Below are 21,265 nucleotides of genomic sequence, written 5' to 3'. Positions count from 1 at the left end.
GCTACCCCAGGTTCAATACGATGTTCAACACGCCAGACGTGTTGTCTTCCTTGCCAATGCCTAAGTAACGGTCCAGGCCGTTCAGCGCGGCGTTCTTGTCCCACACCTTGTATTTCTTCGTGTACCCAACGAACACACGATCCTGGCCGCTTCCTTCATATTCCTCGAGGACTTCGATTCCCCCGATCCCAGCAGCGGTGTCATCGTCAAGCTCACCAATCGGAATTGGCTGACCGTTGGATGCGAACAGCTTGCGAGGATCGAAGAACGCCACCCGTGCACGCTCGGCGATCACGCGCTCGACTGTCACCTCGAGCGAATGCATCGTTTTCGCGACCTTCTCGTCGATGGCACTGGATATCCTAGGGTCCTTTAGCAGCCGGGACGCGGCCACGCTGGCGCCAGCAGAGCCATATCCGGCGCGGATCGCAGCTTGCGTACCGTTGTGATCCTTCAGGTACTCAAGCTTGAACTTAGCCTGTTTGGGTGTGAGTTTAGTAGCCATCTTAGCCATAACGCAGGAGAACTTAGCTTTTACACTACTTCAATGCTAAGGCCTGCGCAATCGGCTCAGGCACTTTCCAGCCCAAACCCGCTCTGTGCTTGGCCTGAACCTGTTCCCATACCTCGTTAATCTCATTAGCATTCAGCTTGCGTGGCCCTTTCCTGTTCTTGCGCACGCCCTTGCTCGTGAAGGATTGCAGTTCTTCGATCATGATCACGCCGGACGCGCGAGACCGCGCCAATAGTCCTGCGTGTCGATGACGCCGATCGGCCAACCCTTTCTGTGTTCGAACCGCTGCTTGCCGGGCCTCCAGACGGCCCGGATCTCATCCTTGACGCTGCCATCCATGTTGCGGCGCTGAACGTCGTACGGGCCTCTGCGGACCGGCGGTGTCGTGCATGGAATCCAGTCTGTTACCTTGCTCATGGTTTTTCCCCAATAACACCAACAAAATCTTTCGCATCCAACGCACGCTCGGCAATAGCTTCAGCCACGCGCAGGCGGCAGATCGCCACGCGTGGCTGCAGATCACGGAACATGCCGTGGAAGCGCTTGTTCATCTGCGCTTCGGCGAGCCAGTAGGTCTTCTGGGTGCCCATATCGTCGAGGCACGGATGCGGGTACAGCGTGTAATTACGGCGAAAGGCCAGATCCGCCGCCAGCTGCGAGTTCTCGGTCGGCGCATAAATCTGGAAGCCAACCTGTTGCACGTCGATGCGGCAATAGTGCTGCCCATACAGGCCACGCAGCTCCGCCGTGAAACCCTCGGCGCGCGCTACCCAGTAATCAAGCTCGGCGCCAATCAGGTCATCAATCTTCATTTCGGATCCCTCAGATCAAGCACAGCGGCATCGCTCGCGAGAAACGCCCCCAGCGATTTCGCATTAAACGCGATCACCGCCTCGAGTTGGTAGGTGCCGTCGCGATTACGGAGCGCCGGCGGTGCAATGGCGCTAAACTGGTCAGGCAAATCAACGTCGACGTGCACGAACGCCGTGCGGCCATTCCAGTGGACCGGCTTGTGCACCCGCTGAACCACGCACTCGAACGTCTCATACGAATTCCCGCGGCCGCTTGCCAGGCTGATTGGCAACACCATGCGAACGAGCAGCCTCATCCGTACAACCGCTCAAGCGTGGCGTTCAGCAGATCGATCTGCGTCATTTTCAGGATGTGCAGGTACGTCTGGTCTCCGTGAACGCCGTTTTTTCCCTGATGACAATCGTCAAGACACAGCGGCACGGTGCAGAAGTCGCCCGCGCGCTGCGCACCACCGTGACCAACACGCACGTGATGGACCGACGTCCTGCTCTCCTGCTTGCGGCCAAGCAACGTACAGCAGATGCACGGCATCGCGGCGATCCGGCCCATGTGAGTGCTCTCGCGCTTGTTCGGCTTGTGCTTCACGCCGACTGCCCAGTGCGAACCATGGCTACCATCGCACCGACCACAACAGGATCAGCGCGCGGCCACCAGGCATCCGTGCGCGGTATAGCCGGTCGAGCTCACGCTCAGATAGTTGCCTTTTCCCGGTACGTTTCAACGAATCCTTCACGCGCTTTCGTGCCAGTAGATACTCGGGGGTTCTGTTGACCGGTTTCTTGGCATTCTTCCCTTCGCCAAGTCTGTAGACCATCTCGTGATTCGCACCGCGGTATTCCGGAATATGTGCGCCGCCATCTGCCACCAGATCAGCAAACACCGCGCGCACGTATTTCTTTTCGCAGTCGATGATATTGGCAACCTCAAGCGAGGTTCGCGCCACGCCGTCCGACATGAGCGCGATAATCGCCCCTTTAGTCTCGGGTCTACGTCCCATCTCACACCCCCCTAATATCGAAACCGCCGCCCTTCGCCTTGCGAACGAGCCTGAAAACAAACGGGTACTGCGTCGCGGCCGTCTTGATCTTGACGTTCGCGTCCTCTTCCATGAAACCCTTGAACTCGTGCAGCTCGAGCGCGCCGCTTGCAACGATCACCGCGAAGTCAGGCGTATAAAACGTGTTGTCGGCAAGCCGGAACTTCATGCCCTCAAAGCGATACCAGAGGATCTGCCCTACCGACTTGAGCGCGTCGAGGTGCGCTGCATAAGCTGCTTCAGACTTATTCATCTTCCCGCCGCCCATGCGGCCGAGCGATCGGTGCATGGCCTGCGCAGCCGATTCAGTCGACTTTGGCAAGACGGGCGCGGCCTTCTTAACGACGCCGCGCGATACCCATGCGTCGTACTCTTCCTGCGTCATTCGAAGGCCTTTCATCCTCACCCCTGCTTGACGTTATTGAAGTACGCGTACAGCTGCTCATAGCGTTCTTCGCTTTCGCGCCCGACCGTACGCAGCATCTCTTCCATCCATTCCCCCGGTCCCGCCGCCTTGAACACGCGCGCCTTGAAGCGTTCCGGGTTTTCGTTGTCCTTACGGCCGATACCGAGCTGCTTGCTGCGGTCATCGATCCCGACCGCGCTCTTCCACCAGTTCGGCGTAATGGTCTGGTTCAATGCGTCGCCGAGCGGGTCGATCTTCCTCACCGGGAACAGGCCCGTCCAGCCGCGCATCAGCGCTTCCTCGATCGTGGTTTCGGGTGTTTGACCCTGAACGCGAAGCAGATCCAGCTTCTTCACGGACACACGCGCCGCCCCGCGCGTCCACGGCGCGTCGGCAGCCTTTGCTTCGCGGTGCTCGCACCACTCGATCCATGCGGCGCGTGAGAGCCACGCCGGAAGTTCAAAATCACGAAGTTCTCGATGCAATGCAACTCGCGACGAAGGCGCGGAATTGCTTACTGACGGTTCTTTACGTTTACTGACGGTTCCGTGTCCCGTTTTCGGTACTGTTTCCATCCGTTTTCGGGACTGTTTGCCGCCGTTTTTGGTACTGTTACTCGGGGATTTTGGAACTGTTCCGTTTTTGGAACTGTTCCGTTTATGGGACTCTTTAACAGTCCCGTTTTTCCCAACGAGAAGCCGGTAAACAATGATTTGCGCTGTGCTACCGCGTCGTTCTCCGCTGTCCTCAACGAAGCCCATCTCAACGAGCTTCGCTATCGCGGTGATCACTGTCTTACGGTCCTGATCGGTCGCTTCGGCGATATAGGCCACAGACGGGAAGCAAAGGAACTCCTTGCCGTCCGCGCAGTTGGCGAGGATGGTGAGGACGAACTTGGCCGTCGAACGGCCTACGCGCTGTCCTAGTGCCCAGGTGATGGCTTCTACGCTCACTCAGCCGCCCCGCTCAGATGCAGCCGATACAGGTTCGTGTTCGGCGTCCGGTTCTCGCGCGTAATCAGGCCTGCAGCCTCAAGCGTGTTAATCGCCGTGTAGACGGCCTGCGAGGTTATCCGCGTCACACGCTGCAGTTCCTTGATGGAAGGCCAGCAGCGGCCCGTTTCGTCGGCGCGCCACGCCATATAAACCAGAATGGTCTTTGCAGACGTCTTGACGTTCTGCTCGAACGCCAGATCAACCAGAATCACGCTCATAGCTCAATACCCCTTGTGCGGGTTCTGCTTCACGTCTCGCTGCGCTCTTTCGCGCTCAGCCCGCCAACGCGCTTCTCTCGGTGTCTCGTTGGGCGCGACGGGTCGGCGGTCGACTTCCTCGCGGATCGCTTTGGCCTGATCGCGGATAAGGTCGCTGGCGCTGTTCACGGCTGTTCCTTCAGCGTCAATCGGTACTGCACGCCGCGGCCCGGCACGCGCATGCGGACGAAGTAGCCTTCCTGCTCCAGCTCGGTGACGAACTTGCGGACCGCCGACTCGCTGACGCCGCATTCGTGCGACAGGCGCTGGTGTGTGATGAAGCCCTCCTGCGTGGTCAGGTGGGCGTTGCGGGCGATCGCGAGCAGCACGATCTTCTTCAGACCCGGGATCTCGAAGCGCCAGGCGATGTTTTCGTGGTGGAGACTCACTGGCCGCCTCCGCAAGCTATTGGAGTCGGTCCGTAGTAAAGGCGGAAGTGGCCGATTCCCAACGCGCCAGCAATCGCCAGCACCGTCACGATGATTCCGACCGTCGAGAAAACTCTTTTCATGTGCGCTGCCGTACCCAGTGCGCAATCAGGCCGCGCGCCCAGGAGAAGGTGTAGAAGAAAGACAACGCGAAGATGCCCCATTGCCCGGCCTTCCACGTCGTGTAGAACCAGAACGGCTGCGCGACCAGCCCGAACACTGGCGACCAACGCCGCCGGCTGCTGCGTGGATCCTGCGACAGGAACACCGCCGTTACACCGCATAGCCCAATTGCAATCTGCTCGATCACTCGCTACTCCGCGTCCTGCTTTGGCCCAACCTGTCCCAGCTTCGGCCGCGTTTCGTATTCGGTCACCATCGGGTGAAGCAACCCGAAAGCACTCCTGATCACGAGATAAACGATCAGGTCGATCGTTGAAACGCCCTCTTTTGCTGCTTGCAATGCCAGATCAGCCGCCTCCGGTCCAGGAAGCTGGATTTCGAAGCTGGTCTTGCATCGTGTCATGCGGCCATCCTTGTCCCGGATTGGGACGTTTCGTCAATGCGATCAAGCAGATTCGCTGGCAAATTACCTACAACGCCAAGCAGCATCAGTTCGGCGATGCGAGCCAGCGCGGCGGAATCGCTCTCAATGCCCTGCAAGACCTTGTACTGCTGCATGGCGTCATATACCCGGTCTGTCAGACCAGTCTTGACTTCGTTGTGACGTTCGGATCGGCGGCGCATGGGACCTCCTTTCGTAAAAGTTGAAGGAATCGAAAATGAAACTGACTGCCTTATTTTTTAGGATCTTCTGGCGAACCCACAGGAGGCTGAACATCATCCGCGGCGGCAACCGCCGGGATCTCCTTCTCCTTGCGCAACTCCGCGCGAACCTGAGCAAGCACCTCGGGTCTGGCAACCTCGAGGTACATGAGGCGTGCCGGTGGAATGCCCGTCTTCTTCCAGTTGCTCACTGAGGGCGGTTCAATGCCGAAAAGTCTGGCGGTCGCGGCGGTGCCGTCGAGTGCCTTGATTACGGCGATTGCGAAGGGGTCGCGGTTCTTGTCCATGCCTAAGTTTAGCCATGCCTAACACTCAATGCAAGGCATACATAACCCTTTTTTTGTTAGCCTAAACTAATGAACACTTGGAACTCCCGTATTGTCGAGGCTCGCGAGGCGAGGCGAATGAAGCCAGCAGAGCTCGCGCGCCTCTGCGGCGTGTCCGCGCCGACTGTCTCCAACTGGGAATCAGGAGGCATAAAGACGCTCGAAGCCGGAAACATGCTCAAGATATGCGAGGTTTTGGACGTCGATCCGTGGTGGCTCGTCTTAGGCCCACCTAACGGCAAAGCTCCGATTACAGAGGACAAGTCCCCTCTGAGTAACGAAGCGTTCCGACTCGTTTCGTGGATCGAACGTGTAGACGCCCTTGGCGATCCGGCCCGAAAATTGTTCAGTTATATATATGCCGCATTGCAGGTTGCGGGCACTCTTACTCAGGCGCAGAATTCCCCAAGGGATGCGGATGCGGATGCGGCCGAAGCTGCAGCGCTCGTGACGTCCCACATCGCACACACCGAGGGGAAAGAGCGTGCAAACAAGAAGCACAAACCATAAAGCCATCGTTGACCTGACTACCTACCGAGAGACCAAAAGACAGTCCCTGAAACCCAGCGAGATACCGGTGCAGATCGATGCGGAAGAAACGATCACCGAGATCGCGAGATACGTTCTCCTGATCGCCCAGGCAATTCGACGGCCGCGCCACTAGCAAGAAATCCCGCCTGAGAGAGCGGGATTTTTTTCGCCCGCATACTTAGGTACAACTAATTTATGCTTGACTTGTTTGTTAGCCACGCCTAAGCTTCAGTCAACCGGCGAGAGCACTGATCGAAGCGGACTGAGCCAGTCCACTGCATTCAGCGCTTCTCCCGTCTATCAAACTGAGGTGGGGTGAGTCATGTTCTACAGCGACTACGGCGTCAGGACTTACAGGGTCCGCGCCTCGAATTACATCCTGCGGTTCGCCGCGCATTTCGACCAGTACCTGAACGCGCACTTTGTGCGCTCGGTTGGGTATGACCAGATCGTGTGGTGCTGACATGAGACCGATTCTTCTCGCGATCCTCATGCTGGTCGCCTCGCACACCTACGCGTCTACCGCTTCTGCCAATCACGGGCATCACGGTGGCCTTGGTAATGGCGCGATCGGCGGCCAGTCTTCAGTTGGTTCGCCAGCCGCATCTGCGGCGGCGGCTGGCGGCAAGGGCGGCCGTTACTCACTGGTCGATGATTACCAGCCGTGGCCGCAGGCGGAAATGAAGCAGTTTCAAAAGCCTGAATTCGCGTCGTTCGCCGGGAAGTGACCGTGAGCCACCACTATCCCCACAACGACCTGCTGGCGGCGACCTACGTCGGACTCGGCTTGTTCGCGAAAATCTGCGCATGCTTCGCGGCCGGCGTCGCCATCGGCGGTGTCTGGTATTTGTGCGCTGCGCTGCGCGCCGGGGCGCTGTGATGCGAGATCTAAAGTTTCTGCTGCGCCTATGCGCGGCTTTTGTTGCGATCGTGCTGGTGTTGGGGCTCGCCCAGAAATGGGATGATGCCCAGACCGAACACGTTCGTGCGTCGATGCGCAGTACCTGATCCCGTAAAGGCTCACCATGAATCTCCTTCACTCGTCCTTAGTAGTCCTCTGCGCGTTCATGGCCGGCATGTGTGCTGGGCTGATCCTTGGCGGCTTGGTCCGCGCGGCGAAGCAGCACGACATTGTCTTCGGTGAGCACGAATCTGACGCGCCTTATCCGCGCTTCTACGAGTAACCCCCGCCGCTCCATTGGTCCGGAGCGGTTTTGATGCCGGCCTGTACGTGCGGCCTTTTTTTGGAAATGACGTGGACGCTGGCGAACTGCTCGTGATCGCTTTCTTTGGCGCAATCGCTGCAGGTGTTCTGCTGGCGTGGATTTTTAACAGGTAGAGGCATGCGTTCACCTATCTCAGTTACTGACGCGATGGTTGCCCGGGAGTTTCGTTTGCAGCGCTGCAGTGGTTCAGCAGTCGAAGCAATCACGAACCCTGCGGTGCGCCGCGCGCTCGAGCTGGGCGCCAAGGTGCGTGCTGCCCGCGAGGCAGGTTCGGCGCAGCCTGTCTCAATCGATGCCAAGTCCCGCGCCGCAAATGACTTTGGTTGACTACAAGGAAACGCAATGCAACAACTTCAGATTCCTCCCCTCGCCGAAGGCGAGATCTATCTCTGCGGATTGGTCGATGCGAATGGTGACGTCGAGCACACCGTCCTCCTGCCCGGCGACAGTGAGCGCGCGGCGTGGCAGACCCAGATCGAATGGGCGAAAAGCATCGGCGGTGAGTTGCCGACGCGGCCCGAGCTGGCCATCGCCTTCGCAAAGCATCGTGAGCTTTTCCAGAAGGCCGCTCACTGGTCAAACGAGGAAGACGCTGACGATCCCGGTTGGGCCTGGTATCTGTACTTCGGCAACGGTCTCCAGTACTACGACCACACGGACACCAAGCGCCGCGCCCGAGCCGTCCGCAGATTTAAAAATTAATCCATTTACCAATTTTCTTTACCCAGGAGAGCCGGCATGCAGCAGCTGCAGCTTCCCCCGCTCGCCGAAGGCGAACTTTACATCGGTGCGATCGGTGACAAGACCGGCGACGTCTACCACGTGATTCTGCTGCCGGGCGACAGCGACGACGCGACTTTCAAAAAGCAGTTGGAGTGGGCAAAGAGCATCGGCGGCGATCTGCCCAACCGGATCGAGCAGGCCATGCTCTTCGCGAACTTCCGCGACCAGTTCGAGCGAGATGCTTACTGGTCCAACACGCCGGACACTGATCCCGGTTACAGCGGTTGGGCCTGGTATCAGGGCTTCGACGGCGGTTTCCAGCTCAGCTACCACACGGGCACCATGCTCCGCGCCCGAGCCGTCCGCAGATTGCCCATTTAACCATTCAGCAATTTATTGGAGCGTTCGCAATGACGATTACGCTTGAGGCCATCAAGGCCGAGCACACGAAGGTTGGCGAAATGATCGCAGCCTTCGAAAGACAGGCCGCGACTACCGTCTACCACATCGAAGCTCACGCCATCGAGCTCGCGCCCGGTGAACGCTATGCCGGGTTGATTCTCGGCGAGAACGGCGAGGCCGACTACCACCTGATCCTGCTGCCCGGTGAGGTCGAAGAAGTCAACTGGGAAAGCGCCGGTAAATGGGCAGCGGAGCACGGCTGCGTCCTGCCGACTCGGCGCGAGCAATCGCTGCTGTTCGCAAACCTGAAGGGTGAATTCCAGTCGGCGTATTACTGGTCAGGTCAGCAGCATGAGACCAACAGCGGTTGGGCCTGGTCTCAGTACTTCGGCGACGGTACCCAGGGCTGCCACCACACGCTCACCGAGCTCCGCGCCCGAGCCGTCCGCAGATTAGTTCTTCAGTAATTTAGCTATTAATCAGCATGGCCATCCACACGAAACTTCCCATCTACAAGGTCGCGTACGACTTGCTCGACGTGGTCACGGATCTGGTCAAGAACATGCAGCGTGATTTCAAACGGTCTATCGGCGAGAAGATCAACGCCGAGTGCATCGAAATCATGGTTCTGGTCTTCCGCGCCAATGTCGCGCAGGACAAGTCGCCGCACCTTACTGAATTGATCGAGCGCCTGCAGGTGATCGAGTTGCTGGTTCGGCTCGCGAGAGATAAGCGACTTCTTTCCACAGAAGGTTATGCCAACACTATCGAACTCACGACCAGCATCGGGAAGCAGGCAAATGGGTGGCGGTCCGCGAATCGCCCGCTTCATGGAGGTCAAGGCCGTCATGACTGAGCGAACTTTCAATCTGGTCGTGCCGCTGGCTCACGAGGCCACCGCCATGCGCATCACGGATACCGACCGCCAGCGTGCGGAACGGTCCAGCGCAGTTTCCTGGCTGAGCAATCGGCCCGGCGACGTAGATAGCACGAACAATGCGGTTGGGCCTGGTATCAGAACTTCAACAACGGTAACCAGAACAACAACCACACGAACAACAAGCTCCGCGCCCGAGCCGTCCGCAGATTGGAACGCACCCGCTGATTTCACCTTCACCGAACTCGTAGAAGCCTATTTCGATTGCCGGCGGACGAAGCGCAACAGCGCCAGCGCGCTGACCTTCGAAGCGAATCTGGAACGCAACCTCCGAAACCTGTATGACGAACTGGCTGACGGCAGTTACGCGCCTGGCCGCTCGATCTGCTTTGTGATCACGCGGCCGAAGCCACGGGAGGTGTGGGCGTCGGACTTCCGTGATCGCATAGTGCATCACCTGCTATACAACCGGATCGGACCACGCTTCGAGCGCTCATTCATTGCCGATTCGTGCGCCTGCATCAAGGGCCGCGGCACGCTGTACGCCGCAGTGCGCCTCGAAGCAAAGATCCGCTCAATCACGCAGAACTGGTCGCGGCCGGCCTATTACCTGAAGTGTGATCTCGCGAATTTCTTCGTCAGCATCGACAAGCATGTCCTGCTCGAGCTGCTGCTTGCGCAGATATGCGAGCCCTTCTGGGCGGCGCTGACCAAACTCGTGCTGATGCACGATCCGCGGACGGACTTCGAATTCCGCGGAGACCGGGATCTGCTGGCGCGCGTCCCGCCGCATAAACGTCTGATGGAGCAGACGGCGAACCGTGGCTTGCCGATCGGTAACCTGTCGTCGCAGTTTTTCGCCAACGTCTATCTCGACGTACTGGATCAGCGCGCGAAGCATCACCTCGGCGCGCGGCATTACATCCGATACGTCGATGACTTCCTGTTCCTGCACGAATCACCAGACTGGCTGAATGCGGCGCTAGCCGACGTCGGCGCTTTCCTGCCCGAGCGCCTCGGGGTGCGTCTCAATCCCAGCAAGACGATCCTGCAGCCAATCGCACGCGGCGTGGACTTCGTTGGGCAGGTTATCAAGCCATGGTCCCGATCAACGCGCCGCCGCACCGTCAGCGAGGCTATCAGACGCATCAGCAGCGTCGCTTCGGCCGATTTCCTCGCCGTGTCGAACAGCTATTTCGGCCTAGTCGGTCAGGCGTCGAGCAGCCATCACGACCGGGCGCAGCTCGGGAATGCCGCGCGCCGCCGCGGACACGCGGTTAATCATGCGCTGACCAAAACCTATCGAGGGAAGGAATGACCACTAATACAGATGCAGTGCCGACCAAGGCCAGTTCTCTTTTTCCGAGCTCGCAGAACCGATTTTTCTATACCGACCCGTCGGGCGACGGATCGCGTTTCTTCGGTACCGAGTCCGCGCGCGATGCGGCAATGAAAGAGGCCATCGCAGCGTGGTGCGACGAGGGCTGGAGCGAAGAAGTCGAACAGATTTTTTCGGGCGTCGTTACGCACACCGTCGAGCAGTGCGATGTTCAAAAGAAGCCGCAACCGTGCGGCGCGCATCCTGACCACGACTATGGCGATAACGACTGCGAGGCATGCATTGCATGGGACGAATTCCCTAACCATGAATTCGACGAGGTGTGCAACTACAAGCCAGTAGCGCTGTTCGCCAGTCCCGAAACGGAGGCAGAGCCGGTTCTGGTACCGGTGGATTACGATCGCGTGGTCTCGATTTGCGAGGCGCACGGAATATGCCTTCCGGTCGATTGCGTCGAAATGGTCGTGGAAATCATCCGGCTTGCCGCTTCATCTACCGGGGATCAGGAGGTGGGATCGTGAAAACGATTCTCGACCCGTGCTGCGGTGGCCGCATGTTCTGGTTTGATCGCAGCCATCCGAACGCGGTGTTCGGTGACGTGCGGTCTTAATCCATCGTGGTCACGGACCGCTCACACGATCAGGATGGCACGCGCATGCTTAATATCGCGCCGGACATTCTCATGGACTTCCGAGATCTTCCGTATGCGCCCGCCTCGTTCAAGCTGGTTGTGTTCGACCCGCCGCACCTAGTGCGCGCCGGCCCGCGAAGCTGGCTCGCGGCGAAATATGGAAAGCTCGGCACCGACTGGCGTGAGGACATTCGTAAAGGCTTTGCAGAGTGTTTCCGGGTGCTTGAACCGCATGGCGTGCTGATCTTCAAATGGAACGAGACGCAGATCAAGGTGGGCGAGATTTTGGCGCTGACCGAGCGTACGCCGCTGTTCGGTCACAAGTCGGGCAAGCGTGCCGACACACACTGGATCTGCTTCATGAAAACGGAGTCCTCAGCGCCATGACCGCCCCCACTAACAAGCTCGACGCAGGAGCAGTGATGAACACCGACATTCAAGTCGCGATCCGCGCGGTACGGCTTTATGCGGAGCGGCACCCGCGTCCCCCGCATGTGACGATGATCCAGGCCGGCGAAATGCTCGGCCTGAGTCGGTACACGATAAGCAAGATGGTCAAGGCCGGTCAGTTCAAGCTCAACAAATGCGGCCTGATTCCGATTGAGCAGGTTGATGCGGCGCTCGAGGCAGTTTAAAGGCGCTTGGCGATCTGCTCGGCTGTCTCGCGGTAGTAATGCTCTTGCAGTAGTTTCAAATCCTTGATACCCGATATCCGTGAAAGCGTGAGCACGTCGTATTTTCGCGACAGCCTGGTAAGCGCTTCGCCGCGGCTGTCGTGAAACGTTAGATCACCGATTAGCAGCGCCGTCTTTGCCTTGCGAAACAGTGTTGACATGGATTCAGCCGACACCGAAAAGCATTGTTCAAGGTGCGCAACCGGCGCCAGCAATCGCATTGCGTCTCGCGGAAGAGGGATTTCCCGCGGGCGCTTTGTGAGGTATTGCATCTTGTGCGCAACCTTGGCAACGCCGGTTTTCATATTCAACGTCTTTTTGCCAAGGCCGCGCAGTTCCTTCGCGCGCATCCCGCTGCGCAGCGCAACCATCCAGGCGAGCGCAACCTCGGCGCTTTTCGTTTTGGGCGCCTCGCCCGTCCGATAGCCCAGCCAACGAACGATAGGCCGGATCTCCTTCCATGGGTCCGGCCGCCGGTCACGCGGCGCCCCATCTTCCGGCATGCCCATGTCAGGAAACGGGCTCCCATCGATCCACTTCCACTCTTTGCGTGCGATCGTAAATACGTTGCGATAGAGATTGATCTCGCGCAGCACTGACCCGCTCGAGATCGGGCGTTTCTTCTTTCCTTCCGGGTCCGTGTAGCCAGTTAGGCGTCTGTCTCGCCACTCTGCCCACATCGGCGTATCGGCCCGAGAAAGTGGGCGCTCTGCGTACTCCGGAAAGTTTTTCACGAACGACTTGAGACGGTTCTGCTCCCACTTCGCCCCTTCCTTTTTCGTCGAGACGCGATCGGCGTAGGTGGCGAACGCTTCAGCCAGAGTGTGCAGATCCGCCGGCGGCGTATCTCGCTGTGCCATTAACTCTGCCTCGCGGCGAGCTCCCCACGTGTTTGCGTCTCGCTTGACGCGAAAGACTTTAGAGTCGCGCAGTGGTTTAGAGCCGCTCTTTCCCGGCACATAAACCTGTGCTCGAAAGCCGTCTTTGTGGGGGGTGATGGATGCCATCGTGGGGAGTCCCGTGGGTAGCAAATGGGGAGTTTTGCTAACATTTTACATCTTTCGGTATGGGAAGATGTGCGGGGAAACAGCAATACGCTACTTCTAAGCCATTGATTCCACAGAGATACACATACAGAGTTGAAGCGCGCTTAATGCCTCTGGTGCCGGGGACCGGACTCGAACCGGCAAGCCGTGAAGCGGCGGATTTTAAGTCCGCTATGTTTACCAATTTCATCACCCCGGCAGGGGTCAGAACCACGCTGGACGCGAATTCTACCATTGCCCGGCGGGCACACCAAACCGGCGCAATCCAGCCGCGCCCCATCCCCACCCTCGCCCGCCAGGCATAAAAATTGGAGTCATCCGCAAGTCACAAACGTTCCCGATAATCCGCTGACGAAAACGTTTACATCACGCGCGGAAATCATGATCCCAACGATCAAAGACGTCGCCGCCCACGCGGGCTTCTCCATCGCCACGGTCTCGCGCGCGATCAACGCGCCGCATACTGTGAACCCGGTCACGCTCGACAAGGTGCGTCAATCCATCGACGCCCTTAACTTCCGCCCCAGCCCGCTCGGCCGGCAGCTGCGCGGCGAGCGCACGCGCCTGATCGGCGTGATCCTGCCGACGCTCGCCAACCCGGTGTTCGCCGAATGCCTGCAAGGCATCGACGAACTCGCCGCGGCGCAAGGCTACCGGCTCATGCTGATGACCACCCAGTACGATGCCGACCGCGAACGCCACGCCATCGAAACGCTGCGCGAACATCGCGTGGAAGGCCTGATCCTGACCGTCGCCGATGCCGACACGCATCCGCTGCTCGACGACCTAGACCGCTCCGGTCTGCTCTACGTGCTGATGCATAACGACACCGTGCGGCGTCCGTCCGTCTCGGTCGACAACCGCCTCGCCGCGTTCGATGGCGTACGCATGCTGATCGCGCACGGCCATCGCCGCATCCTGATGCTGGCAGGCACGCTCGCCGCTTCGGACCGCGCGCGCCAGCGGCATCTCGGCTACGCGCAAGCGATGCAGCAGGCCGGCCTCACCCCTGCGCCCGCGCTCGAAGTCGATTTCAACGCGGACGAACTCGCGCCGTCCGTGCTCGCGCATCTGACCAACGGCCCGAACCGCCCGACCGCCCTCTTCTGCAGCAACGATCTGCTCGCCATGGTCGTGATGCGCGGCCTGCGCCGCGCGCGTCTGCAGATTCCGCACGACATGTCGATTCTCGGCTTCGACGGACTCGCCATGGGCGAATTGCTGTCGCCACCGCTGGCAAGCGTCTGCGCGCCAAATCGCGAGATCGGCTGCGCCGCCTGGCGGCGTTTGCTAGCTCGCGTAACCGGCACCGACGAAACGCATGAGGAAACGTCGCCCAAGCTGACCTTGCCGCACAGCTTGCGCGAAGGCGCCACCATCGCGGCGATTTCGAACCGCACAGAAACATCCGCTGCGACCTAGAGGCCGTTCGCATAGTCGCTTGCATAAACATCCAATTCGAACCCCGAACCACCCGCTCTCTTCCTCTCCAGGAGACCCGCAGTGATCCGCTCTTCAACACGTTTCGCTTCTTCGATCAACCCGCTCTGGCGCCGTCTCGCCCGCACTACGGCCACCGCGCTGTCGGCAGGCATGATCGTCACCGCCGCGCTCGCCGCCCTTGCACCGCAAGCGGCCCATGCCGATGAAACCGCGATCTGCTACAACTGCCCGCCCGAATGGGCCGACTGGGCGAGCCAGATCAAGGCGATCCAGCAAAAGACCGGCATCCGCGTGCCGTTCGACAACAAGAACTCCGGTCAATCGATTGCGCAACTGATGGCCGAGCAGAAGAGCCCGGTTGCGGACGTGGTCTATCTCGGCGTTTCGTCGGCGTTCCAGGCGAAAGACAAAGGCGTCATCCAGCCGTACAAGCCGGCGCACTGGGACGACATTCCAACCAACATGAAGGACCCGCAAGGCTACTGGTTCACGATCCACTCGGGCACACTGGGCTTTTTTGTCAACAAGGACGCGCTGGAAGGCAAACCGGTCCCGCGTTCGTGGGCCGACCTTCTGAAGCCTGAGTACAAAGGCATGATCGGTTACCTCGATCCGTCGAGCGCGTTTGTCGGCTATGCGGGCGCAGTCGCGGTAAATCAGGCGCTCGGCGGCACGCTCGATAACTTCGAGCCAGGCCTCGACTGGTTCCGCAAGCTGAAGGCCAACGCGCCGATCGTGCCGAAGCAGACCGCCTATGCGCGCGTGATGTCCGGCGAAATCCCGATCCTGCTCGACTACGACTTCGACGCCTACCGCGCGAAGTATAAGGATCACGCCAACGTCGAATTCGTGATTCCGAAGGAAGGCACGATCTCGGTACCGTACGTGATGAGTCTCGTGAAGGGCGCGCCGCATGAAGCGAACGGCAAGAAGGTGCTCGATTTCGTGCTGTCTGACGAAGGCCAGAAACTGTGGGCCGACGCCTATCTGCGTCCGGTGCGCGCAAACGCAATGAGCCCGGAAACCGCCGCCAAATTCCTGCCCGCAAGCGACTATGCCCGCGCCAAACCGGTCGACTTCGGCAAAATGGCCGAGAAGCAGTCGAGCTTCGGCGAGCGTTATCTACAGGTGATGCATTGAACGACGTCACGTTCCCGCTGCGCTGGCGCATCGCTTTGATCGCGCCGGCGCTGGCGGTTTTCATCGCGTTCTGGCTGCTGCCGATGGGCGCGCTCGCACAGATCAGCGGCGACGGCCACGCATTCACGACCTATCGCGCGATGCTGACGAATCCGCGCTACATGTCGAGCCTCGGCGCTACGGTCATGTTGTCCGCAGCGGTCACGGCGACGACGCTTGTGCTTTCCGTGATCGCCGGTTTGCTGCTGGCGCGCCGTGAGTTTCCGCTCAAGCGCACGCTGCTCGCGCTGCTGACGTTTCCATTGGCATTCCCAGGCGTCGTGGTCGGCTTCATGGTGATTATGCTGGCGGGACGTCAAGGTTTGATCGGTGCGTTATCGCTGAAACTCACCGGCGATCGCTGGGTGTTCGCTTACTCGATGAGCGGGCTCTTTCTCGGCTATCTGTACTTCTCGATTCCCCGCGTGATCGTCACCGTGATGGCATCGGCGACCAAGCTCGATGCCTCGCTCGAAGAAGCCGCGCGTTCGCTCGGCGCATCGCCATGGCGTATTACGCGCGATATCGTGTTGCCCGCGTTGTCGCCGGGCTTGATCGCAGCCGGCGCGGTATGTTTCGCGACCGCAATGGGCGCCTTCGGCACCGCCTTCACCCTGGCCACCGACATCGACGTATTGCCGATGACCATCTACACCGAGTTCACGCTGAACGCGAACATGGTGACGGCGGCGGGCCTCTCGATCGTGCTCGGCATCGTCACATGGGCCGTGCTGGCGTTCGCTCGCAGCGTGAGCGGTTCGGCTGTCGCGGCAAGCGCATGAGTGGCGTGTCCAAACCCGATGACAAAACTTCGATGAACTCCATCAGTGCTCCAATCAAGCAGCCCGCAAAACCGCGCGCGCGGCGCCGCCGGTTGCTCACATCACGCACGTGGCTCGCAGCCGGACAGTGGTTCGTTACGCTGTTGCTATGCGCCTTTCTGATCGTGCCGGTCGTGATGTCGATCATGGCCGGCCTCACAGTCAACTACTTCAAAGGTGTATCGAGCGGACTCACGCTGCGCTGGCTCGGCGAAGTATGGACGCAGTATCACAGTTCGGTATTTCTCTCGCTCGAAGTGGCGGCGATGACCTTGCTGATCACACTGCTGACCGGCGTGCCCGCCGGCTACGTACTAGCGCGCAGCAAGACACGGCTCTCACGCATCATCGAAGAATTTCTGGTGCTGCCGATCGCCCTGCCCGGTCTCGCTTCCGCGCTAGCGCTGCTGGTGGTCTACGGCGGCTTCACGATGTTTCGCATGAGCGTCGCGTTTATCGTCGTCGGACACGTGGTGTTCACGCTGCCGTTCATGGTGCGCGCGGTTGCGGCCGTGTGCGCGAGCAGCGATCTGCGCACACTCGAAGAAGGCGCGGCGAGCCTCGGCGCGAGCTTCTTTCAACGCTTCGTCACGATCGTCTTGCCGAATGCGCGACCGGGGATCGTCGCCGGTGCGTTGGCGGTGCTTACGCTCTCGATCGGCGAATTCAATCTCACGTGGATGCTGCATACGCCCGATACCAAAACGCTGCCGGTCGGTCTCGCCGACACCTATGCGTCGTTACGCATCGAAATCGGCAGCGCCTACACGATTCTGTTTTTCATCATGACGATGCCGCTGCTCGTCGCGATGCAATGGCTCGGCGTCGATGCGACCGGCCAGCGCAGCGCGGGCAAACAGCGCAACACTGCCTCCCGTTCCAAGCCTATACCGACGTCCACGCCATGAAACTCGACTCCGTTCCCATCACGCTCACACAGTGCGCGAAAACGTTTCGCGGCACGCGTGTGCTCGAACCGCTCGATCTGCACATCGGCGCCGGTGAGACGCTGGTGCTGCTCGGCCCGTCTGGTTGCGGCAAGACCACGACGCTGCGCATGATCGCGGGCCTCGAGACACCTGACGCCGGCGGCAGCATCGCGTTCGGCGACGAAGACGTCACCGCCCTGCCGATCGAAAAACGCCAGGTCGGCATGGTGTTCCAGAGCTACGCGCTGTTTCCGAACCTGACCGTGCGCGGCAACATCGGCTACGGCCTGAAGATCAAACGCGTGCCGGCTGAAACCGCACGGCAACGCGTCGACGAATTGCTCGCGATGATGCGTCTCACCGCGCACGCGGACAAACCCATCGATCAGCTCTCCGGCGGCCAGCGCCAGCGCGTGGCATTGGCGCGCGCACTCGCCGTGCAACCCCGTGTGCTGCTGCTCGATGAACCGCTCACAGCGCTCGACGCGCGTTTGCGCGACACCTTGCGCAGCGAGATGAATACGTTGCTGCGCGAGCTGGGCATCACGACCGTCTACGTGACTCACGATCAGGCCGAAGCGATGGAGCTCGGCGACCGCATCGTCGTGATGAGCGCCGGGCGCATCGAGCAGATCGGCTCGCCGCGCGACATCTACTATCGTCCGGCGAACCGCACGGTCGCGCAGTTCGTCGGCACGATCAACCGGCTGGCTGGTGAACGGCGTGATGGTCTGTTGGCGACAACCGGCGGCGCTGTACCGCTGCCGCCAAGCGCCGGGCACGCTAGCACGGCACACGAATTTTTCTTCCGCCCCGAAGACGCGTATCTCGCCGACCCGGCCACCGCCCAATTGCGCGGCAACATCGAAAGCACGGCGTTTCTCGGCGAGCGCACCCGTTTGACGATCGGTGGCGCCGCACCGGACGCGCTACTGATCGATGTCGCGGGCCGCGTCGAACTCGCGCGCGGCACGCCGGTCGGGATTTCAATCGCGCAGGACGCGCTGATTGCGCTATCGTAATGACACAGCGCTGCGTTTCTAGCGCGCCATAAAGAAGGACATCCCCATGCTGCTGGCTCAAATTAGCGACCTCCATATCAAACGGCCCGGCGCGCTGGCTTACCGCCGCGTCGATACCGGCGCCTATCTCGCGCGCACTGTCGCCGCGCTCAATGCACTGGAGCCGCGTCCGGCCGCCGTAATCATGACCGGCGACCTCGTCGATCAGGGCGATCCGGAACAATACGAACACCTCAAGACGCTGCTCGCGCCGCTCGAGATCCCCTACTTCCTGATGGTGGGCAATCACGACGAACGTGCTGCATTGCGCGCGGCGTTTCCCGATCGCGCCGAATTGCGTAGTGGTGGCGAGTTCGTGCACTACGCGGTCGATGTCGGACCGCTGCGCGTAATAGCGCTCGATTCGATGGTGCCGGGCGAAAGCGCCGGCAATCTATGCGACGCACGTCTCGACTGGCTCGAGACGCAACTCGATGCGGCACAAGGCAAGCCGACGGTGGTCGCGTTGCATCATCCACCGTTCATCTGCGGAATCGGGCATATGGATGAATTGCGGCTCGATCCCGCTGCCGCCGACAAGCTTGCCGCGTTGATCGCGCGTTATCCGAACGTGGAGCGGGTGATCTGCGGCCATGTGCATCGGCCGATGTTCGTGCGTTTTGGCGGCACGATTGCGTCCGCGGTGCCGGCGCCCGCGCATCAGGTCGGGCTCGATCTACGCGAAGATGCGCCCTCTGCATTCGTGATGGAGCCGCCTGCGTATGCGCTGCATCGCTACGATCCGGCGACGGGCATCGTCACGCACCATGCGTATGTTGATAAAGCCGATGGTCCGTATCCTTTTTACGAACCTGAAGGCGAGTTGATCGATTGAGGGTTTCGCCTCACCGGTTCAGACCGCAACAAAAGTTTGCCGGACGCGCCGGGACAGCCTGAAATACGGTATCCCGAGCGCGGCAGCGACGACGGCCTGAATGAAGCCGTCGAACGGAATGGCGATGGCAATGCCAATGGCATGGGTCATGTGATCGCCGAGCAGGTAGGCGATGGTTCGCATGACGAGGATGGCCAACAGCCACGCCTGCACCTGCAACGGAAAACGCGCCGATTTGCGCCGCACGAGCAGCGCGAGCCAGCCTGCGCCGGTGACGATGAACATCCCGATGATCACGTCGCAGCCCACCATCGCGATCACGGTGCGATACCAGCCGTGCATTTCAGGGCGCACGAATACCGCCAGCAGCTCCCATTCGAGCATCAGCTTGAGCGGATCGCGCAAGGCGAATGCGGTTGAAAGCGCCCATGCAGCGAGGGAGATCAAGGCGAGGAGCAGCCAGCCGCTGATGCGTCGAGGTTCGAGTATCGAGGGTGTGTTCATGAGATCGGTCACGTAATGGATCGCGTTGCGCGCGCCGATTCTACGAACGAAAACCGAACGACCATCTCATTTTGTCTGCGAGGGAGCGCATGTTGGGCCGTCAGCACGATCCTCCCTGCTCCGGTATGATCGGCACGCTTGAGGACCGCGCATGGGCCGGTCCATCGATCGCCCCCTCTCATGTCCACATCCGACGCCTCCACTCCCGCTTCCGCCGACCGGTCGTTGCGCGGCTTGCTGCTTCTGCTCGCGACGATTGCCGGTGTGGCAGTCGCAAACATCTATTACAACCAGCCGCTGCTAGACAATTTCCGCCAGTCGTTTCCGAATAGCGCATCGTGGGTCGGCGTGGTGCCTGCCGTGACGCAGCTCGGCTACGCAGCCGGGATGCTGTTGCTGGCGCCGCTCGGCGACCGCTTCGATCGGCGCCGCCTGATCCTGCTGCAGACTGCCGGCATGTGCGTCACGCTCGTGATCGCGGCTGCGGCGCAGAACTTGCCCGTGTTGATCACGGCGAGCCTCGCCATCGGCGTGCTCGCCACCATCGCGCAACAGGCTGTGCCGTTCGCCGCCGAACTCGCGCCGCCAGCGCAGCGGGGACAAGCCGTCGGCACGGTGATGAGCGGCCTGCTGCTCGGCATTCTGCTGGCGCGGACCGCGGCGGGCCTGATCGCCGAGTATTTCGGCTGGCGCACGGTATTCTTCGCTTCGGTAGTCGCACTGCTGGTGCTGGCCGTCGTGATCATCTTGCGCTTGCCGAAGAGCAAGCCGACGTCGACGCTCCCCTACGGCAAGTTGCTGGTTTCGATGTGGCATCTGGTGGTCGAGCATCGCGCGCTGCGTGAGGCCTCGCTAACGGGTGCCGCGATGTTCGCCGCTTTCAGCATCTTCTGGTCGGTGCTGGCCTTGTTGCTGGCGGGCGCACCGTTTCACCTCGGGCCGCAGGCGGCCGGCCTGTTCGGTATTGTCGGTGCGGCGGGGGCAATGGCCGCGCCGCTCGCCGGCAAGTTTTCCGATCGACGCGGACCGCGAGCCATTATCACGATGTCGATCGCGCTGGTGGCTGTGTCGTTTGTTGTTTTTGCCTTGTCGGCGAAGAGTATTGCCGGGTTGGTAATTGGCGTGATCGTCCTTGATATTGGTGTGCAGGCTGCGCAGATTTCCAATCAATCGCGGATTTATGCGTTGAAGCCTGAGGCGCGGAGTCGCGTGAATACGGTTTATATGGTGGCTTATTTTATTGGCGGTGCTGTCGGGTCGGGGGTCGGCGCTGCGGTTTGGCCGACCTTTGGGTGGGTCGGGGTTAGTGTTGCGGGGATGGTTTTTGCCGGGCTGGCGGCTTGGAATCATTTGAGGCTTCCAGCCGGGGTTCAGGGTTAAGGTTTTTTTTGCCTGCGCGGCGCTTTTTGTCTGTGTTCTGGCTTTGGTGCCTTTCCTTGATTTGTTAGTGGTCTATTAGCGTTGCCCCTGTGCGGGGCGGCAC

General features: G+C 60.3%; 38 protein-coding genes and 1 tRNA gene. 20 read left to right on the top strand and 19 right to left on the bottom strand.

Features of this window, described 5'->3' with window-relative positions; genetic code table 11:
* Position 1 precedes the first annotated feature (1 nt).
* The 16 genes from M0D66_RS13060 to M0D66_RS12985 form a co-directional block, all read right to left on the bottom strand.
* Entirely contained in the window at positions 2–505 is a 504-nt protein-coding gene (locus tag M0D66_RS13060; RefSeq protein WP_266210824.1) for a terminase small subunit, read from the bottom strand.
* 34 nt (positions 506–539) lie between these two features.
* Positions 540–716 (bottom strand): hypothetical protein, encoded by a 177-nt coding sequence (locus M0D66_RS13055; RefSeq protein WP_266210823.1) that lies wholly within the window; start codon positions 714–716, stop codon positions 540–542.
* Positions 717–718: 2 nt separating this feature from the next.
* Positions 719–931 carry a hypothetical protein gene (locus M0D66_RS13050; RefSeq protein WP_266210822.1) on the bottom strand — a complete coding sequence of 71 codons (213 nt, stop codon included), beginning with the start codon at positions 929–931 and terminating at the stop codon, positions 719–721.
* On the bottom strand, positions 928–1,326 hold the full coding sequence (locus M0D66_RS13045; protein ID WP_266210821.1) for a hypothetical protein: 399 nt from the start codon (positions 1,324–1,326) through the stop codon (positions 928–930). Before M0D66_RS13045 ends, M0D66_RS13050 begins: the two co-directional genes overlap by 4 nt.
* Positions 1,323–1,622, bottom strand: coding sequence for a hypothetical protein (locus M0D66_RS13040; protein WP_266210820.1), 300 nt, complete (start codon positions 1,620–1,622; stop codon positions 1,323–1,325). Before M0D66_RS13040 ends, M0D66_RS13045 begins: the two co-directional genes overlap by 4 nt.
* Positions 1,619–1,912 (bottom strand): hypothetical protein, encoded by a 294-nt coding sequence (locus M0D66_RS13035; protein ID WP_266210819.1) that lies wholly within the window; start codon positions 1,910–1,912, stop codon positions 1,619–1,621. The genes M0D66_RS13040 and M0D66_RS13035 overlap by 4 nt, the downstream gene beginning before the upstream one ends.
* Before the next feature lie 25 nt (positions 1,913–1,937).
* Positions 1,938–2,324: a hypothetical protein gene (locus M0D66_RS13030; RefSeq protein WP_266210818.1), complete on the bottom strand. Its 387-nt coding sequence runs from the start codon at positions 2,322–2,324 to the stop codon at positions 1,938–1,940.
* Between the two features lies 1 nt (position 2,325).
* A complete protein-coding gene (locus tag M0D66_RS13025; RefSeq protein ID WP_266210817.1) occupies positions 2,326–2,763 on the bottom strand; it encodes a DUF1064 domain-containing protein in 438 nt (145 codons plus the stop codon).
* Positions 2,764–2,765: 2 nt separating this feature from the next.
* Positions 2,766–3,722, bottom strand: coding sequence for a helix-turn-helix domain-containing protein (locus M0D66_RS13020; protein WP_266210816.1), 957 nt, complete (start codon positions 3,720–3,722; stop codon positions 2,766–2,768).
* Entirely contained in the window at positions 3,719–3,982 is a 264-nt protein-coding gene (locus M0D66_RS13015) for a helix-turn-helix domain-containing protein (protein ID WP_266210815.1), read from the bottom strand. The genes M0D66_RS13020 and M0D66_RS13015 overlap by 4 nt, the downstream gene beginning before the upstream one ends.
* Before the next feature lie 164 nt (positions 3,983–4,146).
* Positions 4,147–4,410: a winged helix-turn-helix domain-containing protein gene (locus M0D66_RS13010; RefSeq protein WP_266210814.1), complete on the bottom strand. Its 264-nt coding sequence runs from the start codon at positions 4,408–4,410 to the stop codon at positions 4,147–4,149.
* On the bottom strand, positions 4,407–4,532 hold the full coding sequence (locus M0D66_RS13005; protein WP_266210813.1) for a hypothetical protein: 126 nt from the start codon (positions 4,530–4,532) through the stop codon (positions 4,407–4,409). Before M0D66_RS13005 ends, M0D66_RS13010 begins: the two co-directional genes overlap by 4 nt.
* Positions 4,529–4,759 (bottom strand): hypothetical protein, encoded by a 231-nt coding sequence (locus M0D66_RS13000; RefSeq protein ID WP_266210812.1) that lies wholly within the window; start codon positions 4,757–4,759, stop codon positions 4,529–4,531. Before M0D66_RS13000 ends, M0D66_RS13005 begins: the two co-directional genes overlap by 4 nt.
* Positions 4,760–4,762: 3 nt before the next feature.
* On the bottom strand, positions 4,763–4,975 hold the full coding sequence (locus tag M0D66_RS12995) for a hypothetical protein (RefSeq protein ID WP_266210811.1): 213 nt from the start codon (positions 4,973–4,975) through the stop codon (positions 4,763–4,765).
* Positions 4,972–5,196 carry a hypothetical protein gene (locus tag M0D66_RS12990; RefSeq protein ID WP_266210810.1) on the bottom strand — a complete coding sequence of 75 codons (225 nt, stop codon included), beginning with the start codon at positions 5,194–5,196 and terminating at the stop codon, positions 4,972–4,974. The genes M0D66_RS12995 and M0D66_RS12990 overlap by 4 nt, the downstream gene beginning before the upstream one ends.
* A gap of 50 nt (positions 5,197–5,246) precedes the next feature.
* The gene (locus M0D66_RS12985; RefSeq protein ID WP_266210809.1) at positions 5,247–5,522 is read right to left on the bottom strand and encodes a hypothetical protein; all 276 of its coding nucleotides are present in this window, start codon (positions 5,520–5,522) and stop codon (positions 5,247–5,249) included.
* Positions 5,523–5,591: 69 nt separating this feature from the next.
* Here M0D66_RS12985 and M0D66_RS12980 point away from each other — a divergent pair, with 69 nt between their 5' ends.
* The 13 genes from M0D66_RS12980 (at position 5,592) to M0D66_RS12920 (ending at position 11,925) form a co-directional block, all read left to right on the top strand.
* Positions 5,592–6,071, top strand: coding sequence for a helix-turn-helix domain-containing protein (locus M0D66_RS12980; protein ID WP_266210808.1), 480 nt, complete (start codon positions 5,592–5,594; stop codon positions 6,069–6,071).
* A gap of 343 nt (positions 6,072–6,414) precedes the next feature.
* Positions 6,415–6,555: a hypothetical protein gene (locus M0D66_RS12975; protein ID WP_266210807.1), complete on the top strand. Its 141-nt coding sequence runs from the start codon at positions 6,415–6,417 to the stop codon at positions 6,553–6,555.
* 1 nt (position 6,556) lies between these two features.
* On the top strand, positions 6,557–6,820 hold the full coding sequence (locus tag M0D66_RS12970) for a hypothetical protein (protein ID WP_266210806.1): 264 nt from the start codon (positions 6,557–6,559) through the stop codon (positions 6,818–6,820).
* A gap of 2 nt (positions 6,821–6,822) precedes the next feature.
* Complete coding sequence (locus M0D66_RS12965; RefSeq protein ID WP_266210805.1) at positions 6,823–6,972, top strand: hypothetical protein; 150 nt, start codon at positions 6,823–6,825, stop codon at positions 6,970–6,972.
* Positions 6,972–7,100, top strand: a complete 129-nt coding sequence (locus M0D66_RS12960; protein WP_266210804.1) for a hypothetical protein — start codon at positions 6,972–6,974, stop codon at positions 7,098–7,100. The genes M0D66_RS12965 and M0D66_RS12960 overlap by 1 nt, the downstream gene beginning before the upstream one ends.
* Positions 7,101–7,660: 560 nt before the next feature.
* Entirely contained in the window at positions 7,661–8,020 is a 360-nt protein-coding gene (locus M0D66_RS12955; protein ID WP_266210803.1) for a DUF1566 domain-containing protein, read from the top strand.
* 36 nt (positions 8,021–8,056) lie between these two features.
* Positions 8,057–8,422 (top strand): DUF1566 domain-containing protein, encoded by a 366-nt coding sequence (locus M0D66_RS12950; protein WP_266210802.1) that lies wholly within the window; start codon positions 8,057–8,059, stop codon positions 8,420–8,422.
* Positions 8,423–8,451: 29 nt separating this feature from the next.
* Positions 8,452–8,910: a DUF1566 domain-containing protein gene (locus tag M0D66_RS12945; protein WP_266210801.1), complete on the top strand. Its 459-nt coding sequence runs from the start codon at positions 8,452–8,454 to the stop codon at positions 8,908–8,910.
* A gap of 17 nt (positions 8,911–8,927) precedes the next feature.
* Positions 8,928–9,299, top strand: coding sequence for a four helix bundle protein (locus M0D66_RS12940; protein WP_266210800.1), 372 nt, complete (start codon positions 8,928–8,930; stop codon positions 9,297–9,299).
* Between the two features lie 319 nt (positions 9,300–9,618).
* Positions 9,619–10,638: an RNA-directed DNA polymerase gene (locus M0D66_RS12935; protein WP_266210933.1), complete on the top strand. Its 1,020-nt coding sequence runs from the start codon at positions 9,619–9,621 to the stop codon at positions 10,636–10,638.
* Positions 10,635–11,180, top strand: coding sequence for a hypothetical protein (locus tag M0D66_RS12930; protein WP_266210799.1), 546 nt, complete (start codon positions 10,635–10,637; stop codon positions 11,178–11,180). The genes M0D66_RS12935 and M0D66_RS12930 overlap by 4 nt, the downstream gene beginning before the upstream one ends.
* Positions 11,181–11,275: 95 nt before the next feature.
* Positions 11,276–11,677, top strand: coding sequence for a class I SAM-dependent methyltransferase (locus M0D66_RS12925; RefSeq protein ID WP_266210798.1), 402 nt, complete (start codon positions 11,276–11,278; stop codon positions 11,675–11,677).
* Complete coding sequence (locus M0D66_RS12920; RefSeq protein ID WP_266210797.1) at positions 11,674–11,925, top strand: DNA-binding protein; 252 nt, start codon at positions 11,674–11,676, stop codon at positions 11,923–11,925. Before M0D66_RS12925 ends, M0D66_RS12920 begins: the two co-directional genes overlap by 4 nt.
* On the opposite strand, the gene M0D66_RS12915 is transcribed toward M0D66_RS12920, so the two are convergent.
* Positions 11,922–12,971 carry a tyrosine-type recombinase/integrase gene (locus tag M0D66_RS12915; protein WP_266210796.1) on the bottom strand — a complete coding sequence of 350 codons (1,050 nt, stop codon included), beginning with the start codon at positions 12,969–12,971 and terminating at the stop codon, positions 11,922–11,924. The two genes, M0D66_RS12920 and M0D66_RS12915, sit on opposite strands and share 4 nt — an antisense overlap.
* 153 nt (positions 12,972–13,124) lie before the next feature.
* Positions 13,125–13,209, bottom strand: a tRNA-Leu gene (locus M0D66_RS12910).
* Positions 13,210–13,391: 182 nt separating this feature from the next.
* Here M0D66_RS12910 and M0D66_RS12905 point away from each other — a divergent pair.
* The 6 genes from M0D66_RS12905 to M0D66_RS12880 all read left to right on the top strand — a co-directional run bounded on the left by M0D66_RS12905 (position 13,392) and on the right by M0D66_RS12880 (position 19,278).
* A complete protein-coding gene (locus M0D66_RS12905; protein WP_266210795.1) occupies positions 13,392–14,432 on the top strand; it encodes a LacI family DNA-binding transcriptional regulator in 1,041 nt (346 codons plus the stop codon).
* Positions 14,433–14,513: 81 nt separating this feature from the next.
* On the top strand, positions 14,514–15,593 hold the full coding sequence (locus tag M0D66_RS12900; RefSeq protein ID WP_266210794.1) for an ABC transporter substrate-binding protein: 1,080 nt from the start codon (positions 14,514–14,516) through the stop codon (positions 15,591–15,593).
* Positions 15,590–16,414, top strand: a complete 825-nt coding sequence (locus tag M0D66_RS12895) for an ABC transporter permease (RefSeq protein ID WP_266210793.1) — start codon at positions 15,590–15,592, stop codon at positions 16,412–16,414. Before M0D66_RS12900 ends, M0D66_RS12895 begins: the two co-directional genes overlap by 4 nt.
* 32 nt (positions 16,415–16,446) lie before the next feature.
* Positions 16,447–17,361, top strand: coding sequence for an ABC transporter permease (locus M0D66_RS12890; protein WP_200651134.1), 915 nt, complete (start codon positions 16,447–16,449; stop codon positions 17,359–17,361).
* Complete coding sequence (locus tag M0D66_RS12885; protein WP_266210792.1) at positions 17,358–18,404, top strand: ABC transporter ATP-binding protein; 1,047 nt, start codon at positions 17,358–17,360, stop codon at positions 18,402–18,404. Before M0D66_RS12890 ends, M0D66_RS12885 begins: the two co-directional genes overlap by 4 nt.
* A 46-nt stretch (positions 18,405–18,450) precedes the next feature.
* Positions 18,451–19,278, top strand: a complete 828-nt coding sequence (locus M0D66_RS12880) for a phosphodiesterase (protein ID WP_211709022.1) — start codon at positions 18,451–18,453, stop codon at positions 19,276–19,278.
* A gap of 18 nt (positions 19,279–19,296) precedes the next feature.
* Here M0D66_RS12880 and M0D66_RS12875 read toward each other — a convergent pair whose 3' ends face one another.
* Positions 19,297–19,782 (bottom strand): DUF2569 domain-containing protein, encoded by a 486-nt coding sequence (locus tag M0D66_RS12875; protein WP_266210791.1) that lies wholly within the window; start codon positions 19,780–19,782, stop codon positions 19,297–19,299.
* 180 nt (positions 19,783–19,962) lie between these two features.
* Here M0D66_RS12875 and M0D66_RS12870 point away from each other — a divergent pair, with 180 nt between their 5' ends.
* Complete coding sequence (locus M0D66_RS12870) at positions 19,963–21,162, top strand: MFS transporter (RefSeq protein ID WP_266210790.1); 1,200 nt, start codon at positions 19,963–19,965, stop codon at positions 21,160–21,162.
* The last annotated feature ends 103 nt before the right edge of the window (positions 21,163–21,265 follow it).

The sequence above is a fragment of the Paraburkholderia sp. SECH2 genome (assembly GCF_030464795.1).
Classification (GTDB): domain Bacteria; phylum Pseudomonadota; class Gammaproteobacteria; order Burkholderiales; family Burkholderiaceae; genus Paraburkholderia; species Paraburkholderia aspalathi.
Note: the sequence above shows the minus strand (reverse complement) of the source record. Positions and strands in the feature narration are given on the sequence as shown.